This is a genomic window from Amycolatopsis sp. NPDC058278, from assembly GCF_042881395.1.
In the GTDB taxonomy this organism is placed as follows: Bacteria; Actinomycetota; Actinomycetes; order Mycobacteriales; family Pseudonocardiaceae; genus Amycolatopsis.
Genome location: NZ_JBHVXZ010000004.1, coordinates 56,013 through 70,602, shown reverse-complemented (window position 1 = coordinate 70,602; position 14,590 = coordinate 56,013). Strand labels below are relative to the sequence as shown.

The window sequence follows — 14,590 nt, the reverse complement described above, 5'->3', positions numbered from 1 at the left end:
ATGGAAGACATCGCCGGTCGTCACGTTCTCGTCGCCGGGGCCGGGGTCACCGGCAAGTCGGTCGTCCCCGTGCTGGTCGAGTTGGGTGCGCGCGTCACCGTCACCGACGGCAACGCCGAGCGCCTGGCCGAGCTGGAGGGCCTCGGCGCCGAGCTGGTGCCGGGCCTGACCGAGCCACCGTCCGACGTCGTCCTGGTCGTCACCAGCCCGGGCTGGCGGCCGACGTCGCCGCTGCTGGTGGCCGCCGCCGAAGCCGGAGTCGAGGTCATCGGCGACGTCGAGCTGGCCTGGCGGGTCGGGCAGCTGCGCGAGCACCCGCCGTCGTGGCTGGTGGTGACCGGCACCAACGGCAAGACGACCACCGCGGGCATGCTCGAGTCGATCCTCAAGGCCGCCGGCAGCAACGCCGTAGCCTGCGGGAACATCGGTTACGCGGCGCTCGACGCGGTCCGCGCGGGGTACGACGTGCTGGCCGTGGAGCTGTCGAGCTTCCAGCTGCACTGGTCCTCGACCCTCGCCCCGGACGCCGCCGTGGTGCTGAACCTGGCCGAGGACCACATCGACTGGCACGGCTCGATGGCCGAGTACGCGGCCGCGAAGGGCCGCGTCTACACCCGCGCCAAGGTCGCCGTGCACAACGCCGACGACGACTGGTCCACCCGGATCGCCGCCGAGCACGCGCCCGACAGCGCCCGCCGCGTCGGTTTCCAGCTCGACACCCCGCGCGCCGGTGAGCTGGGCGTGGTCGAGGACCTGCTGGTCGACCGCGCCTTCGTCGCCGACCCGGCGAACAGCGCCGAGGAACTCGCCACGCTCTCCGACGTCCGCCCGGCCGGCCCGCACAACGTCGCGAACGCCCTCGCCGCGGCCGCGCTCGCCCGCGCCCACGGCGTCTCGCCGGAGGCCGTGCTGAAGGGCCTGCGCGAGTACCAGCCGGCCCCGCACCGGGCCGTCGAGGTCGCCGAGGTGGCCGGGGTGCGGTACGTCAACGACTCGAAGGCGACCAACCCGCACGCGGCCGCCGGGTCCCTGCGGGCGCACGCGAGCATCGTGTGGATCGCCGGGGGCCAGCTCAAGGGCGCGTCGGTCGACGAACTGGTGAGCAGCATCGCAGGCCGTCTCCGCGGTGTCGTGCTCCTCGGAGTCGATTCACCCGTGATCGCCGCCGCGGTTGCGCGACACGCGCCGGATGTCCCGGTGAACAGCCTCCGTCCGGGTGACGATGAACCCATGACTGCGGCGGTGAGTGCGGCCAGCGCGATGGCCCGACCCGGTGACGTGGTGCTGCTGGCACCCGCCGCGGCGTCGTTGGACATGTTCTCGAGCTACGGCGAGCGCGGCGACGCGTTCGCCGCGGCCGTGCGTGTCCTCCGCGACGACGCAGCGGGGGAGCCGAGTGACGACAGCTGAAACCAAGCCGGCACCGCCGCCGAAGCGGCCGCGCCGCGAGCGCAAGGAGAGCGGCTTCGTCGCCGTCCGGACCGCGCTGACGGCGTGGCTCTCGCGGCCGCTGGCGTCGTTCCACCTCGTGCTCGCCCTCACCGGCGTGCTCACCGTCATCGGCATCGTCATGGTGCTCTCGGCGTCTTCGGTCGCCTCCTACAACCCCAAGACCGGCAGCGGGGTGTACTCGCTGTTCGTCAAGCACCTGGTGTTCGTCGCGCTCGGCTCGGTCGTCTTCTGGCTGGGCCTGCGGGTCAAGCTGGAGCGGATCCGGCGGATGTCGGCCACCGCGACGGTGATCTGCCTCGGCCTGCTGGTGCTCGTGCTCACCCCGCTCGGCTCGACGGTCAACGGCTCGCAGGGCTGGTTCAAGCTCGGCGAGTTCACCTTCCAGCCGGTCGAAGCCGCGAAGGTGGCGCTGGCCTTCTGGGGCGCCCACATCCTGGTGATCAAGTACAACGTGATCCACCAGTGGCGGCACCTGCTGGTGCCGGTGGTGCCGATCGCGCTGCTGATGTTCGCCCTGGTCATGTTCCAGCCGGACCTCGGCGGCACGGTCACCCTCGCGGTGGTGCTGCTGGCGCTGCTGTGGTTCGCCGGCGCGCCGAAACGGCTGTTCGGCGTCATCCTCGCCGGCGGCCTGGCCGGGGTGCTCGTGCTCGCGATCATCGCGCCCTACCGGCTCGACCGGGTCATGTCGTTCCTTTCGCCGGACGCCGACACCAGCGACGGGGGCTTCCAAGCCAACCAGGCCAAGCTGGCCCTGGCCGACGGCGGGCTCCTCGGCAAGGGCCTCGGCCAGGGCACCTCCAACTGGGGCTACCTGCCGAACGTGCAGAACGACTTCATCTTCGCCCTGATCGGCGAGGAGCTCGGGCTGATCGGCTGCGTCGTCGTGCTCGTCCTCTTCGGCGGGGTCGCCGTCGTGGGCCTGCGGATCGCCACCCGCAACATCGACCCGTGGATCCGGATCGTCTCCGGCACGCTGACGGTGTTCCTCGTGGCCCAGGCCGGCATCAACATCGGCTACGTCGTCGGCCTGCTGCCGGTCACCGGCGTCACGCTGCCGCTCATCTCCTACGGCGGCACCTCGCTGGTGATCACCATGCTCATCATGGGCGTGCTCGCGAACGCCGCCCGGCACGAACCGGAGGCGGTGGCCGCGCTGCGCACACAGGGGCCGGGTAAATTCGGGCGTCTGCTGCGGCTGCCCGCGCCCGACCCGTACCGCCCGCCCGCCACGCGCAAGGCGGCGGGGCGGAGTGGGGCGAAGGCGGCCAGGCCGGCGCCCCGTGCGGCCCGGCCCGCCCCGGCTCAGGAACGACGCAGGTCGGTCCGCGAGCCGGTGCGCCGCAGCGCGGCACGGACGAGCGCGGCCACGTCTCGCGGCGGGGCCGCGCGGACAACAGCGAGCCGTGGTACCCGGAGTACCGCGAACCGGAGAGGTCATAGGTGAGTAAGCCCGTCAAGGGAACCGAGCGAGCCGCCGCGGGCAAGGGGCCGGTGGTCGTGGTCGCCGGAGGTGGCACCGCAGGACACATCGAACCCGCCCTCGCGCTGGCCGACGCCGTCATGCGGCTGCGCCCGGACGCGACGGTCGTCGCGCTCGGCACCGAGCGCGGCCTGGAGAACAAGCTGGTCCCGGCCCGCGGTTACCCCCTCGAGCTGATCCCGCCGGTGCCGCTGCCGCGCAAGCCGACGCCGGAGCTGGTCAAGCTGCCGCTGAAGGTCCGCGACTCGGTCCGCAAGACCCGCGAGGTGCTGGAGCGCGTCGGCGCGGACGTCGTCGTCGGCTTCGGCGGGTACGTCGCCCTGCCCGCCTACCTGGCCGCGCGCGGGCGCGTCCCGATCGTCGTGCACGAGGCCAACCAGTCGCCGGGCCTGGCGAACAAGGTCGGCGCGCGGTTCGCCCGCCGCGTCGCGGTCGCCGTCGCGGGCACCCCGCTGCCGAAGGCCGAGGTCGTCGGGATCCCGCTGCGGCGGTCGATCACCACGCTGGACCGGCCCGCGCTGCGGGCCGAGGCGCGGGCGCACTTCGGCCTGGACCCGAACGCGCCGACGCTGCTGGTCTTCGGCGGTTCGCAGGGCGCGCAGTCGATCAACGCCGCCGTGTCCGGAGCGGCGAAGGACCTCGCGGACGCCGGTGTCGGCGTCCTGCACGCGCACGGGCCGAAGAACACGCTGGTCGTGCAGGAGTTCCGGGGCAAGCCGGCGTACGTGCCGGTGCCGTACCTGGAGCGGATGGACCTGGCCTACGCCGCGGCCGACGTCGCGATCTGCCGCTCGGGCGCGATGACCGTCGCCGAGGTGACCTCGGTCGGGCTGCCCGCGGTGTTCGTCCCGCTGCCGATCGGCAACGGCGAGCAGGCCAGCAACGCCCGGCCCGCCGTCGACGCCGGCGCCGCGCTGATGGTCTTCGACGGCGACCTCAGCCCGGCCAAGGTCGCCGACCTGGTCGTCCCGCTGGTCACCGACGCCGACCGCGTCGCGAAGATGGGCGCGGCGGCCGTCGGCATGGGCCACCGAGAGGCCGACGAAACCCTCGCCCGCATCGTTCTGGAGGCCGCTGGTGCCTGAGTTGCCCGAAGAACTGCGCCGGGCCCACCTGATCGGGATCGGCGGGGCCGGCATGTCCGGCGTCGCGCGGATCCTGCTGGCCCGGGGCGCTTTCGTGTCGGGCTCGGACGCCAAGGAGTCGCGCGCGCTGCTGTCGCTGCGCGCCCAGGGGGCCGAGCTGTTCGTCGGCCAGAGCGCTTCGAACATCTCGTCGCTCTCGGAACCGCCGTCCGCCGTGGTCGTCTCGACGGCGATCAAGGAGACCAACCCCGAGCTGGCCGCGGCGCGGGCGGCGGGCATCCCGGTGCTGCACCGGGCGCAGGCGCTGGCCGGTCTGATGGCAGGCCACCGCGTCGCCTGCATCGCGGGCACGCACGGCAAGACGTCGACGACGTCGATGCTGACCGTCGCGCTGCAGCACTGCCGGCTCGACCCGTCGTTCGCCATCGGCGGCGACCTCAACGAGTCGGGCGCCAACGCCCACCACGGCGAGGGTGGCGTGTTCGTCGCCGAGGCCGACGAGAGCGACGGCTCGTTCCTGACCTACTCGCCGTCGGTCGCGGTCGTGACGAACGTCGAGCCGGACCATCTGGACCACCACGGCACGGCCGAGGCCTACACGAAGGTGTTCACCGAGTTCGTGAGCCGGATCGCGCCGGGCGGGCTGCTGATCGTCTGCGCCGACGATCTCGCGGCCGACGAGCTGGGCAAGCAGGCCTCCGACCTGGGGGTCCGGGTGCGCCGCTACGGGCGCACGGCCACCGGGCCGGGCGACGCGCGAGTCCTGGACTACGTCCCGGCGCCGGACGGCGGTGTCGTGCGGCTCGCGCTGGACGAAGCCGAGGTTTCGGTGCGCGTCGCGGTGCCGGGCGAGCACATGGCGCTCAACGCGGTCGCCGCCCTGCTGGCCGGGATCGAGCTGGGTGCGCCGGTCGACGGCCTGGTGGACGGGCTCGCGGCGTTCGGCGGGGTTCGGCGGCGGTTCGAGTTCAAGGGCCGGGCCGGCGACGTCCGCGTCTACGACGACTACGCCCACCACCCGACCGAGGTGGCCGCGCAGCTGCGCGCGGTGCGGACGGCGGCCGGGTCCGGGCGGGTGATCGTGGTGTTCCAGCCGCACCTGTACTCGCGGACCAAGACGTTCTCGGTGGAGTTCGCCGAGGCGCTGTCGCTGGCCGACGAGGTCGTCGTGCTGGACGTCTACGGCGCACGGGAGGAGCCCGAGCCGGGCGTCACCGGCGCGCTGATCGCCGACCGGGTGACCGCGGCGGTGCACTACGAGCCGGCGTTCGACGTCGCCGCGCCGCTGGCGGCCGGGCTGGCCAGGCCCGGTGACCTGGTGGTGACCATGGGCGCCGGGGACGTGACCCAGCTGGGCCCGGAGATCCTCGCCGAGCTGGACAAGCGCTGAAGCCATGAGTCCGACCAGGGAACGCCGCCGTCCGTCCTCCGAAGAGGAGCTCCCGGATCGCGCTGCCCTGGCCCGGCAACGACGGGGGCGGCGCTCCGAGGAGGAGCGCCGCCGGACCCGCGCCGCGCGGCCCAAGACCGGGGGCCGCACCCGGCCCAACCGGCAGGTGGAGATCCGCCGCCGGTGGGTCGCGCTGCTGTCCGTGCTCACCGGGGTCGCCCTGGTCTACCTGCTGTTCTTCAGCTCCATGCTCGGCGTGCAGGACGTCTCGGTCGGCGGCTCCCGCACGGTGCCTGCCGACCAGATCCGCACGGCGGCCGCGGTCCCGGCCGGCAAGCCGATGCTGCGGCTGAGCACCGACGAGATCCGCGACCGGGTGGCGGGGATGCCCGGTATCGCGACGGTCGAGGTGTCCCGCTCGTGGCCGAACACGGTCGAGATCACGGTGACCGAGCGAACGGCGATCGCGTTCTTCGACAGCGGCCCGGGCGGCGACGGCGTCCACCTCGTCGACGGCGGTGGCGTGGTGTTCAAGACGGTCGCGGCACGGCCGCCGGGCCTGCCGGAGCTCAAGCTGCCGAAGGTGTCGGCGGACGACCCGGTGACGCGCGCGGTGACGGCGGTGCTCGGGGTGATCCCGGAGCAGCTCCTCAAGCAGGTCACGACGGCAACGGCGAAGACGCCGGCGAGCGTGGAGTTCACGCTGGCCAACGGGAAGATCGTCCGCTGGGGCACCGCGGAGCAGACCGACCGCAAGGCCAAGGTCCTGGCGGCCCTGCTCACCCAGGACGGCAAGATCTACGACGTCGCGGCGCCGGAACTGCCGACCATCACCTCCTGACCCGGGCACGGAGCCACGTGCACCCGGTTCTCGTATGCCGTACGATCTCGTACGGCATACGAGAATGAGGAGGACGGCTCATGACGATCCTGGTGACGGGGGCGACCGGCAGTGTCGGCCGGCTGGTGGTCGACGAACTGGTTGCGGCGGGTGTGCCCGTGCGGGCCCTGACCGTCGACCCGGACCGCGCCCGGCTGCCCGCCGCGGCCGAGGTGGTCGTCGGGTCGCTGGCGAGACCGTCGACGCTGCCGGTCGCGCTCAAGGGCGTCTCGGCGGTGTACCTGGCGCCGATGGCGCGGACCGTCGGGCGGTTCTGCGAGCTGGCTTCCGGCGCCGGTGTCGAGCGGGTGGTGGCCTTGTCGGGCAGCAGCGTCGGGGACGAGCACGAGGGCTCCAGCGGGCACGAGTACGCCGCCGTCGAGGCCGCCGTCCGGGCCGCCGGGTTTGACTGGACCTTCCTGCGGCCCGGCGCGTTCATGAACAACACGCTCGACTGGGCGCCGATGGTCCGGGTGGGCGAGGTCGCGATGGCCTACGGCGACGCGACGCAGACGCCCATCGACCTCGGCGACATCGCGGCGGTGGCCGCCCGGGTGCTGGCCTCGGCCGGGCACACCGGCCGGACGTATGTCCTCAGTGGACCGGAGGCGATCAGCCTGCGCGGGCAGGTCGAGACACTGGCATCGGTACTGGGCCGGGAGATCCGCTTCCGCGAGCTGACCCCGGCGGAGCAGCGCGCGCAGTGGATCGGTTACGGCATCCCGGAAACGGCCGTCGGCTGGCTGCTCGAAGGCTTCGAGGAAACCCTGCGGCACCCGCAGGCGCCGACCGGCGTCGTCGAGGAGCTGCTGGGGCGGCCGGGCACGACGTTCGCGGAGTGGGTGGCCGCCCGGCGCGAGGTGTTCGCCTAGGGCGCGGCGGACGGCCGTGACCGGCGCGCGGTGGGACGGTCCGGGGGTGACGGGCGCCGCTGGGCATGGCTGACTCCTGGTGAGCCGGCCCCTGAGCGGGTGGCGGCGCCACGCAGAGGTTCGAGGTGAATCGGTTCCGAATATCGGTCCTCGGCGGGGAACTGTCAAGGGTTGACATGTCCGGGCACTGGTATGAACCTCTTTATCGAGCGTCCCCGGCCGGCCTTCCGAGGCATCCGCCCGGCGTTGAAGGGGATGAGCCGGACGACGCCGTCCCCTGACCGGCGGCGGGTCCGTCCCCGTTCCCGGCCAGGGAGGAACCATGCCCACGAACACCCCGCCGCGGCGCCGTCGCCGCGGACCCGGTACCCGCTTGGCGACGCTGGCGGCGGCCCTCGCGGTCGCCGCGCTCGGCTTCGCCGTGCCTGCGGCTCACGCCGCCGATACCTTGATTTCGCAAGGGAAATCCGTCACGGCTTCGTCGGTGGAGAACGCCGGAACCCCGGCGAGTGCCGCGGTGGACGGCAACACCGGCACCCGCTGGTCGTCGCAGTTCAGTGATCCACAATGGATCCAGATCGACCTCGGCGGTGCCGCGACGGTCAGCCAGGTCGTGCTCCGCTGGGAAGCGGCCTACGCCACGGCGTACCAGATCCAGTTGTCCGGCAACGGATCCAACTGGTCCACCGTGTACCAGACGACCACCGGAACCGGCGGCGCGCAGACGCTGGCCGTGGCCGGCTCCGGGCGGTACGTGCGGCTGTCCACGACCGCACGGGCCACCCCCTACGGCGTCTCGTTGTGGGAGTTCCAGGTCTTCGGCACCGGCGGCGGGACCACGCAGCCCGGCGCCGGCGTTCCCCCCGATTCCTTCTGGGGTGACACCGGCACCATCCCGGCCGCGCAGAACGTGCTCACCGTCAAGGTGCTCAACCGGACCAACGGCAAGTACCCGGACAGCCAGGTGTACTGGAACTTCGGCGGCCAGACCCACTCGATCGCCGAGCAGCCCTACCTCGACATGCCGGCCAACTCGGCCGGGCGGATGTACTTCTACCTCGGCACGCCGAACGGCCAGTACGCAGACTTCATCGAGTTCACCGTCGGCCCGGACGTGTTCAACGGCAACACCACCCGGGTGGACGCGTTCGCGCTCAAGCTGGCCATGCGGCTGCACGCCCACGACGGCTACGACGTGCAGGTCGGCGACGACTACCAGACGTTCCAGGAAGATCGTTCGGTCACGTTCGCGAAGTTCCAGTCGGAGGTGCCGACCGAGTTCAAGGGCCTGGCGACGGTGAACGCGCCGTACCGGATCCCGGCACCGGGGAGTGCTCCGGACTTCCGCGCGGGCGGGCGGTACGCGAACTACTTCACGTCCTACGCGCAGTCGGTGGGGGTCAACGAGCCCACGTCGAACATCACCGGGTGCGCCGGTTCGCTGGCCGGCAGCCCGGACATGTGCGCGGCGCTGAACCGGCACACGGCGCACCTGCCGCAGTCGCAGTGGCAGGACCCGGCGCGGTACTACCAGGCGGCGCCGGCGAACTACTACGCGAAGTTCTGGCACGACCACGGCATCAACCACCTGGCGTACGGCTTCCCGTACGACGACGTGGCCGCGCAGTCCTCGTTCGTTTCGCACGGGGACCCGCAGTGGCTGGTGGTGGCCGTCGGCTGGTGACCGGCGGGGTGGCGCGGTCCGCGGACCGCGCCACCCAGGCCGTCGATCGTGGCAGTTCAGGCGCGCGTGCGGGCCATTCCGGCCAGGCCGAGCAGCGGGAGCACGCCGGCGAACACGACGACCGCCGTCCAGCCGCCCAGGTGGTAGGCGATCGAGCCGGCCTGGGAGCCGATCGCGCCGCCGATGAAGAACGTGCCCAGGTAGACGCTGTTGATGCGGGCGCGGGCGGACGGGTCGAGCTGGTAGATCGTGTGCTGGCCGACCACCAGCGTGGTCTGCACGGCCGTGTCGACGGCGATCGCCGCGATCGCCAGCAGGATGACGCTGTGCGCGCCGAAACCGGCGAGCGCGAAGGCGGCCGCGCAGAGCACGAAGGCGCCCGCGGTGAGCTGCCGGCCGTGGCCGTGGTCCGACCACCGCCCGGCCAGCGGCGCCACCGCGGCGCCGGCCGCACCCGCCAGCGCGAACAGGCCCACGCCCAGCTGGGAGTAGTTGAAGGGCGGCGCGGTCAGGACGAACGCGATGGTCGTCCAGAACGCGCTGAAGGCGCCGAACATCGCCGACTGGTAGAGCGCCCGGTGGCGCAGCGGAGGGTGTTTCCGCGCCATGGCGAACGTGGAGCGCAGCAGCTCGCCGTAGCGGACGTCGGTCTTGGGCGCGCGGGGCGGCAGGATGAAACGCAGCACGAGGGCGAGCGCGGCCATCGCCCCGGCCGAGATCAGGAACACGACGCGCCAGCTGGTCACCTCGGCGAGCAGGCTGGCGACGACGCGCGAGAGCAGGATCCCGAAGAGAAGCCCGCTGACGACCCGCCCGACGATCCGGCCGCGGATGGCGTCCGGGGAGAGGTCGGCGGCGAACGGGATGAGGATCTGCACCACGACCGACGCCGCCCCGACGACCAGCGAGGCGAAGAGCAGCACGGCGAACCCGGGCGCGATCCCGGTGCCGACCAGCCCGGCGCAGGCGACCGCGAGCAGCGTCGCGACCAGACCGCGGTTCTCGAGCCGGTCGCCCAGCGGGACGAGCAGCAGCATTCCGGCGGCGTACCCGAGCTGGGTGGCGGTGACCACCCCGCCGGCGGCGGCCTCGCCGACCCCGAAGGCCTGCCGCAGCTCGGCGAGCAACGGCTGGGCGTAGTAGAGGTTCGCGACGGTCAGTCCACAGGAGACGGCCAGGAGCAGCACCAGCCAGCCGGGTGGGGCTTTCTGCTCGGTCTCGGTCATGTGCGCCCCCTCGTGGAACCGGTTTGATCGGTTCCCGACGGTACCAGTCAAACCGGTTCCGGCGTACTGTGACCCGTATGACGGACAGATTCCGCGCGGGAGCGGGCCGCCCGTGCCTCGACTTCATCCGGACGCTCCGGTACCGGGGGACCCCAGCGGAGACGGAGGAGCTGCCGGACGCGGCGGCGTGGGGAGCCTGGATCGACCGGTTCGGCCCGTTCGCCACCCCGGTCCGGCCGGCGTCGGCCGCCGACGCGCGGGCGGTCCGCGAGGCGATCCACGAGCTGCTGGCGGCGTCGGCGCGCCCGTCGACCCGGCAGCGGCTGAACCGCGCCGCCGCGCTGCCGGTGCCCGCGCCGTCACTGACGCCGTCGGGCGAACTGCGGTGGCAGGCGGCGGATCCCGCGTCGGCGATGCTGGCGTCGCTGGCCCGGGACGCGCTGGAACTGGTGACGTCGCCGGAGTTCGCGAGGGTCCGGCGGTGCGAGGGGGCCCGCTGCGGGGCGTTGTTCCTGGACACGTCCCGGCCGGGAACGCGGCGGTGGTGCTCGATGGGGGTGTGCGGGAACCAGGCGAAGAAGTCGACTTATCGAGCCAAGGCCACCACGGGGCCGGCGGACGACTTCAGCTTGCGCTGAACACGGCCGCCGGCGCCGGGTCAGCTTCGGGAAGCCGGTTCGTGGAGGCTGAACGGCGTCCCCTGGTCGTCGTGGCAGTGGGCGATCCGGCCGACGCCCGGGACCGTCTGCACGTCTTCGCTGCGGCCGCCGAGTTCGTGCAGGCGCTTGACCGAGGCGTCGACGTCGTCGGTGGTGAAGTAGACCCTGGGGTGGGTGAAGCCGGCTTCGGTGGCCGTGATGGCGCCGGCCGGGCCGTCGGCGATGACGTGGTAGTCGCCGCCGAACTCGCTGGTGGTCCAGCCGAACAGGGCGCCGTAGAAGGTGCGGGCCTTGGCGGTGTCGGCGGCGGGGATCTCGATCCAGTCGATCTGTCCGGGCATGGTGGTCTCCTGCTGGTGGTGTGCCGGTTGACTCACCGGAGGACGAACGCCCGTCCCCGTTCTCGACAGGCTCACGCCCCGGTCGCCCGGCGTCCGGCCTCGAAGGCGGCCAAGGCCGCGTCGACCGCCGCGGCGATGGTCACCTCGAAGATCTCGTCCTCGCTGTGGCCGGCGGACCGGAGCGCCTGGACGTCGGCGTCCGTGATCCGATGGGACGCGTCGCGGACGGTCCGCGCGTAGGCCCGCAGGTCCTCCGGGAGGCCGTCGCCGAGCCGGGCGGCCGCGTCGGCGAGCTCGGTGCGGGGACCTTCGGCGATCAGGAACCGCGGGAAGCGGTAGCCGAACCGGTGCAGGGAGCGCGTTCCCGTCTCGAGCTGGCCTTCCCGGAGGACGAAACCGAACGCGTTCGCGAGGCGGTTGACGATGTTCCACACCAGGTTCACGCGCAGCGCGTCGAGGATCGCCCGCCGCGGCAGGCCGGCGACGACGGCGGCGTCGACGTGGGCGGGATCCCGGCTGACGCTTTCGAGGAAGGCCCGCGCGGCCGCCAGCTCGGGACGGGCCGAAGCGGGGTCGCCGGGATCGATCTCGCCGGTGCCGGCGATCCGGGTGAGCTCGGCGTGCGTGACCGCGCAGAACGGGCACTCGTGCACCTGGGCGGTGGACATGGCCAGGTATTCGCGTTCGCCGGCGGTCCAGTACGACGGCCCGCGCATCGCGGCCGCGGTGAGTTCGAGCAGCGGGCGGCTGAGGAACCCGGGCCGGTACAACAGCATCTTGACGATGTCCGGACTGTCCACTTTCGATCTTCGAGAGGTCAGGGCGAGGAACAGCTTGGCGCGGCGGCGGTGCCCGTTATCCAAAATGGACAGTCTCATGGGGACTCCTGGGGGTCGAGGGCCTGCAGCCGGCCGGTGAGGTAACGCCGGTCGGCGGGGTTGCCGGCGAGGTCGTGGGCGCGCCGGTACGCCCACGCGGCCTCGGTGGTCCGGCCGAGGCGGCGCAGGAGGTCGGCGCGGGCGGCGTGCAGCAGGTGGTAGCGGTCGAGGCCGCCGATGCGGTCGATGAGCGCGAGCCCGTCGGCCGGCGTGGTGGCCATGGCGACCGCGACGGCGTGGTTCAGCGCGACGACCGGGGAGGGGACCAGTTCCCGCAGCCGGTCGTAGAGACCGGCGATACCGGCCCAGTCCGTCCGGCCGGCGTCCGGGGCCTGGGCGTGCAGGACGGCGATGGCCGCCTGCAGCTGGTACGGCCCGGGCGCACCGAGCCGCAGGGCCCGGTCCAGCAGCCCGACGGCTTCGGCGATCTCGGCGCGGTCCCACCGCGTGCGGTCCTGGTCTTCGAGGAGGACGACCTCGCCGCCGGCCGTGTAGCGCGCCGCGGCGCGGGAGTCCTGCAGGAGGAGCAGGGCGGCCAGGCCGAGTGCCTCCGGTTCGTCGGGCATCAGGGTGGCGACGAGCTTGGCGAGCCGGATCGCTTCCTGCTGCAGCTCGCGGAACTCGGGCTGGCCCGGGCCCGCGGTGTAGCCGTGGGTGAAGATCAGGTAGAGCACCGCGAGGACGCCGGACAGCCGCTCCGGCAGGAGGTGGTCGGCCGGGACGGCGAAGCCGATGCCGGCGTCGCGGATCTTGCGCTTCGCGCGCACCAGCCGCTGGGCCGGCGCCGGTTCGCCGACGAGGAAGGTGCGGGCGATCTGCCCGGCCGTCAGCCCGGCGACGGCTTGCAGCGTCAGCGCGACGCGCGCTTCTTCGGCCAGCGCGGGGTGGCAGCAGGTGAAGATGAGGCTGAGCCGCTCGTCGCCCACGTCGAGCAGGCTCTCCGCGCCGGGGTCCACGGTCGTCGCCTCCGGAGGTGGCTCGAGCTCGGCCAGTTTCTCCCGGCCGCGCCGGGCACGGCTGAGCCGGTCGATCGCGCTGTTGCGGGCCGCGGTCAGCAGCCAGGCAACCGGGTCGTCCGGCACCGCGCCGTCCCAATTGCGCAGGGCCAGCGCGCACGCCTCCTGCAGCGCGTCTTCGGCGAGTTCGAAGTCGCCGAGGACGCGGACCAGCGCGGCGAGCATCCGGGACCGGTGTTCGCGGTAGGCCGCCTGCAGGACGGGCGCCGCGGTCATGCGCCGGTCGCGGTCCGGTGGTCGAGGCCGGGCACGCCGGCGAGCGGCCGGACCTCGATCGTGCCCTGGGTGGCCATCGGGCACAGCGCGGCCAGTTCCAGGGCCTCGTCGAGGTCGCGGCAGTCGAGGACGTAGGCGCCCCCGAGGTGCTCGTGGGTCTCGAGGAACGGCCCGTCGGTGATCAGCGTCTTGCCGTCCCGGACGGCCACGGTGGTCGCGGTGTGCTCGCCCTGCAGCGGGTGCGCGGCCACGAAGGCGCCCCGCCGGCGGCACTCGTCGGCGAAGGCGTTCACCCTGGCCAGCGCCTCGGGGAAGCGCGGGTCGCCGGGCTCCGGGCGGTCGCAGTCGAAGATCAGCAACATGTACTGCACGTGTCCTCCAGCTCGGGTGGCGGTGCCGGCGTCGAAGAGGATGACGAACAGCACGACCGTAACTCGACAGGAACGCCCGGGCTCGGGTGAGGAGTTGCGTCAACAGCACCGCTAAGGCTTTCTCCGTAAGATCAGCGCCCGTGATGACGGATCTGCCGCTGGACCAGGTCAGGACGCTGCTGGCGGTGGTCGACGCGGGCACGTTCGACGCCGCCGCGACCGTGCTCCACGTGACGCCGTCGGCCGTCAGCCAGCGGGTCAAGGCGCTCGAACAGCGCACCGGCAGCGTGCTGGTGACCCGTACGAAACCCGTGCGGGTCACCGACTCCGGGCAGGTGGTGGTCCGGTTCGCGCGGCGGCTCGCGGCCCTCGAGCGGGACGCGCGGGCCGAGCTGGGCATGAGCGGGGAGCCCGTCCGGGTGCCGATCGCGGTCAACGCCGACTCGCTGTCCACCTGGTTCCTGCCGGCGCTCGCCGGGGTGACCGCCGACCCGCCGATCTGTTTCGAACTGCACCGCGAGGACCAGGAGCACACCACCACGTTGCTGCGGGAGGGCCGGGTGATGGCGGCGGTGACGTCTTCGGCCGCCCCGGTGCAGGGCTGTTCCGTGCGCCCGCTCGGCGACCTGCGCTACCTGCCGCTGGCCGGCCCCGCCTTCGTGGCGCGGTGGGTGACCGGCGCGCTGCGGGACGACCTGTCCGTGGCGCCGGTCGTGGTGTTCGACGACCACGACGACCTGCAGGACGCCTTCGTGCGGCTGCTCGGCGGCGACGGGGCGAGCGCGCTGCGGCACTACGTCCCGGCCTCGGAGATGGTCGTCGCCGCGGTCGAAGCCGGCCTCGGGTGGGGCATGGTGCCCGAGGTGCAGGCGGCACCCGGGCTGCGGGCCGGCACGCTGGTGCCACTCGTGCGGGACCGGCCGGTGGACGTGCCGCTCTACTGGCAGCAGTGGAAACTGGACCTGCCCGCACTGTCCACAGTGGCCGAAGCGGTCGCGGCCGCGGCGGCGTCCTCGTTGCGCGGCCCCGGTTCCTGA

General features: G+C 73.0%; 14 protein-coding genes. 9 read left to right on the top strand and 5 right to left on the bottom strand.

The features are described 5' to 3' along the window. From murD to ACFVYA_RS02955, 7 genes are all read left to right on the top strand, one after another. Positions 1 to 1,410, top strand: coding sequence for a UDP-N-acetylmuramoyl-L-alanine--D-glutamate ligase (gene murD, locus ACFVYA_RS02985; RefSeq protein WP_387041714.1), 1,410 nt, complete (start codon positions 1 to 3; stop codon positions 1,408 to 1,410). Continuing rightward, complete coding sequence (gene ftsW / locus ACFVYA_RS02980) at positions 1,397 to 2,899, top strand: putative lipid II flippase FtsW (RefSeq protein WP_285993484.1); 1,503 nt, start codon at positions 1,397 to 1,399, stop codon at positions 2,897 to 2,899. Before murD ends, ftsW begins: the two co-directional genes overlap by 14 nt. Next, on the top strand, positions 2,896 to 4,020 hold the full coding sequence (gene murG / locus ACFVYA_RS02975) for an undecaprenyldiphospho-muramoylpentapeptide beta-N-acetylglucosaminyltransferase (protein WP_387041711.1): 1,125 nt from the start codon (positions 2,896 to 2,898) through the stop codon (positions 4,018 to 4,020). The genes ftsW and murG overlap by 4 nt, the downstream gene beginning before the upstream one ends. Beyond that, positions 4,013 to 5,410 (top strand): UDP-N-acetylmuramate--L-alanine ligase, encoded by a 1,398-nt coding sequence (murC, locus tag ACFVYA_RS02970; protein WP_387041708.1) that lies wholly within the window; start codon positions 4,013 to 4,015, stop codon positions 5,408 to 5,410. Before murG ends, murC begins: the two co-directional genes overlap by 8 nt. A gap of 4 nt (positions 5,411 to 5,414) precedes the next feature. Beyond that, positions 5,415 to 6,251 carry a cell division protein FtsQ/DivIB gene (locus ACFVYA_RS02965; protein WP_387041706.1) on the top strand — a complete coding sequence of 279 codons (837 nt, stop codon included), beginning with the start codon at positions 5,415 to 5,417 and terminating at the stop codon, positions 6,249 to 6,251. 80 nt (positions 6,252 to 6,331) lie between these two features. Next, positions 6,332 to 7,162, top strand: a complete 831-nt coding sequence (locus ACFVYA_RS02960; RefSeq protein WP_387041703.1) for an NAD(P)H-binding protein — start codon at positions 6,332 to 6,334, stop codon at positions 7,160 to 7,162. Positions 7,163 to 7,484: 322 nt separating this feature from the next. Further along, positions 7,485 to 8,846, top strand: coding sequence for a beta-1,3-glucanase family protein (locus ACFVYA_RS02955; protein WP_387041700.1), 1,362 nt, complete (start codon positions 7,485 to 7,487; stop codon positions 8,844 to 8,846). Between the two features lie 56 nt (positions 8,847 to 8,902). Here ACFVYA_RS02955 and ACFVYA_RS02950 read toward each other — a convergent pair whose 3' ends face one another. Continuing rightward, on the bottom strand, positions 8,903 to 10,072 hold the full coding sequence (locus ACFVYA_RS02950; RefSeq protein WP_387041697.1) for an MFS transporter: 1,170 nt from the start codon (positions 10,070 to 10,072) through the stop codon (positions 8,903 to 8,905). A gap of 77 nt (positions 10,073 to 10,149) precedes the next feature. Between ACFVYA_RS02950 and ACFVYA_RS02945 the strand changes: the two genes are divergently transcribed. Continuing rightward, a complete protein-coding gene (locus tag ACFVYA_RS02945) occupies positions 10,150 to 10,710 on the top strand; it encodes a CGNR zinc finger domain-containing protein (protein ID WP_387041695.1) in 561 nt (186 codons plus the stop codon). A 20-nt stretch (positions 10,711 to 10,730) separates the two neighbouring features. On the opposite strand, the gene ACFVYA_RS02940 is transcribed toward ACFVYA_RS02945, so the two are convergent. From ACFVYA_RS02940 to ACFVYA_RS02925, 4 genes are all read right to left on the bottom strand, one after another. After that, positions 10,731 to 11,072, bottom strand: coding sequence for a VOC family protein (locus tag ACFVYA_RS02940; RefSeq protein ID WP_387041692.1), 342 nt, complete (start codon positions 11,070 to 11,072; stop codon positions 10,731 to 10,733). Positions 11,073 to 11,143: 71 nt separating this feature from the next. Further along, the gene (locus ACFVYA_RS02935) at positions 11,144 to 11,950 is read right to left on the bottom strand and encodes a hypothetical protein (RefSeq protein ID WP_387041690.1); all 807 of its coding nucleotides are present in this window, start codon (positions 11,948 to 11,950) and stop codon (positions 11,144 to 11,146) included. Continuing rightward, positions 11,947 to 13,182 carry an RNA polymerase sigma factor gene (locus ACFVYA_RS02930; RefSeq protein WP_387041687.1) on the bottom strand — a complete coding sequence of 412 codons (1,236 nt, stop codon included), beginning with the start codon at positions 13,180 to 13,182 and terminating at the stop codon, positions 11,947 to 11,949. The genes ACFVYA_RS02935 and ACFVYA_RS02930 overlap by 4 nt, the downstream gene beginning before the upstream one ends. After that, positions 13,179 to 13,553 (bottom strand): YciI family protein, encoded by a 375-nt coding sequence (locus tag ACFVYA_RS02925; RefSeq protein ID WP_387041929.1) that lies wholly within the window; start codon positions 13,551 to 13,553, stop codon positions 13,179 to 13,181. Before ACFVYA_RS02925 ends, ACFVYA_RS02930 begins: the two co-directional genes overlap by 4 nt. A gap of 143 nt (positions 13,554 to 13,696) precedes the next feature. Here ACFVYA_RS02925 and ACFVYA_RS02920 point away from each other — a divergent pair, with 143 nt between their 5' ends. Continuing rightward, positions 13,697 to 14,590 (top strand): LysR family transcriptional regulator ArgP, encoded by an 894-nt coding sequence (locus tag ACFVYA_RS02920; protein ID WP_387041926.1) that lies wholly within the window; start codon positions 13,697 to 13,699, stop codon positions 14,588 to 14,590.

Excerpts from the sequence above, each read along its gene's own strand:
- ACFVYA_RS02935 (WP_387041690.1), bottom strand. The coding sequence starts at position 11,950 with ATGAGACTGTCCATTTTGGATAACGGGCACCGCCGCCGCGCCAAGCTG.
- ACFVYA_RS02960 (WP_387041703.1), top strand. The coding sequence starts at position 6,332 with ATGACGATCCTGGTGACGGGGGCGACCGGCAGTGTCGGCCGGCTGGTG.
- ACFVYA_RS02955 (WP_387041700.1), top strand. The coding sequence starts at position 7,485 with ATGCCCACGAACACCCCGCCGCGGCGCCGTCGCCGCGGACCCGGTACC.
- ACFVYA_RS02945 (WP_387041695.1), top strand. The coding sequence starts at position 10,150 with ATGACGGACAGATTCCGCGCGGGAGCGGGCCGCCCGTGCCTCGACTTC.
- ACFVYA_RS02950 (WP_387041697.1), bottom strand. The coding sequence starts at position 10,072 with ATGACCGAGACCGAGCAGAAAGCCCCACCCGGCTGGCTGGTGCTGCTC.
- ACFVYA_RS02965 (WP_387041706.1), top strand. The coding sequence starts at position 5,415 with ATGAGTCCGACCAGGGAACGCCGCCGTCCGTCCTCCGAAGAGGAGCTC.
- ACFVYA_RS02930 (WP_387041687.1), bottom strand. The coding sequence starts at position 13,182 with ATGACCGCGGCGCCCGTCCTGCAGGCGGCCTACCGCGAACACCGGTCC.
- ACFVYA_RS02940 (WP_387041692.1), bottom strand. The coding sequence starts at position 11,072 with ATGCCCGGACAGATCGACTGGATCGAGATCCCCGCCGCCGACACCGCC.
- ACFVYA_RS02920 (WP_387041926.1), top strand. The coding sequence starts at position 13,697 with ATGACGGATCTGCCGCTGGACCAGGTCAGGACGCTGCTGGCGGTGGTC.
- murD (WP_387041714.1), top strand. The coding sequence starts at position 1 with ATGGAAGACATCGCCGGTCGTCACGTTCTCGTCGCCGGGGCCGGGGTC.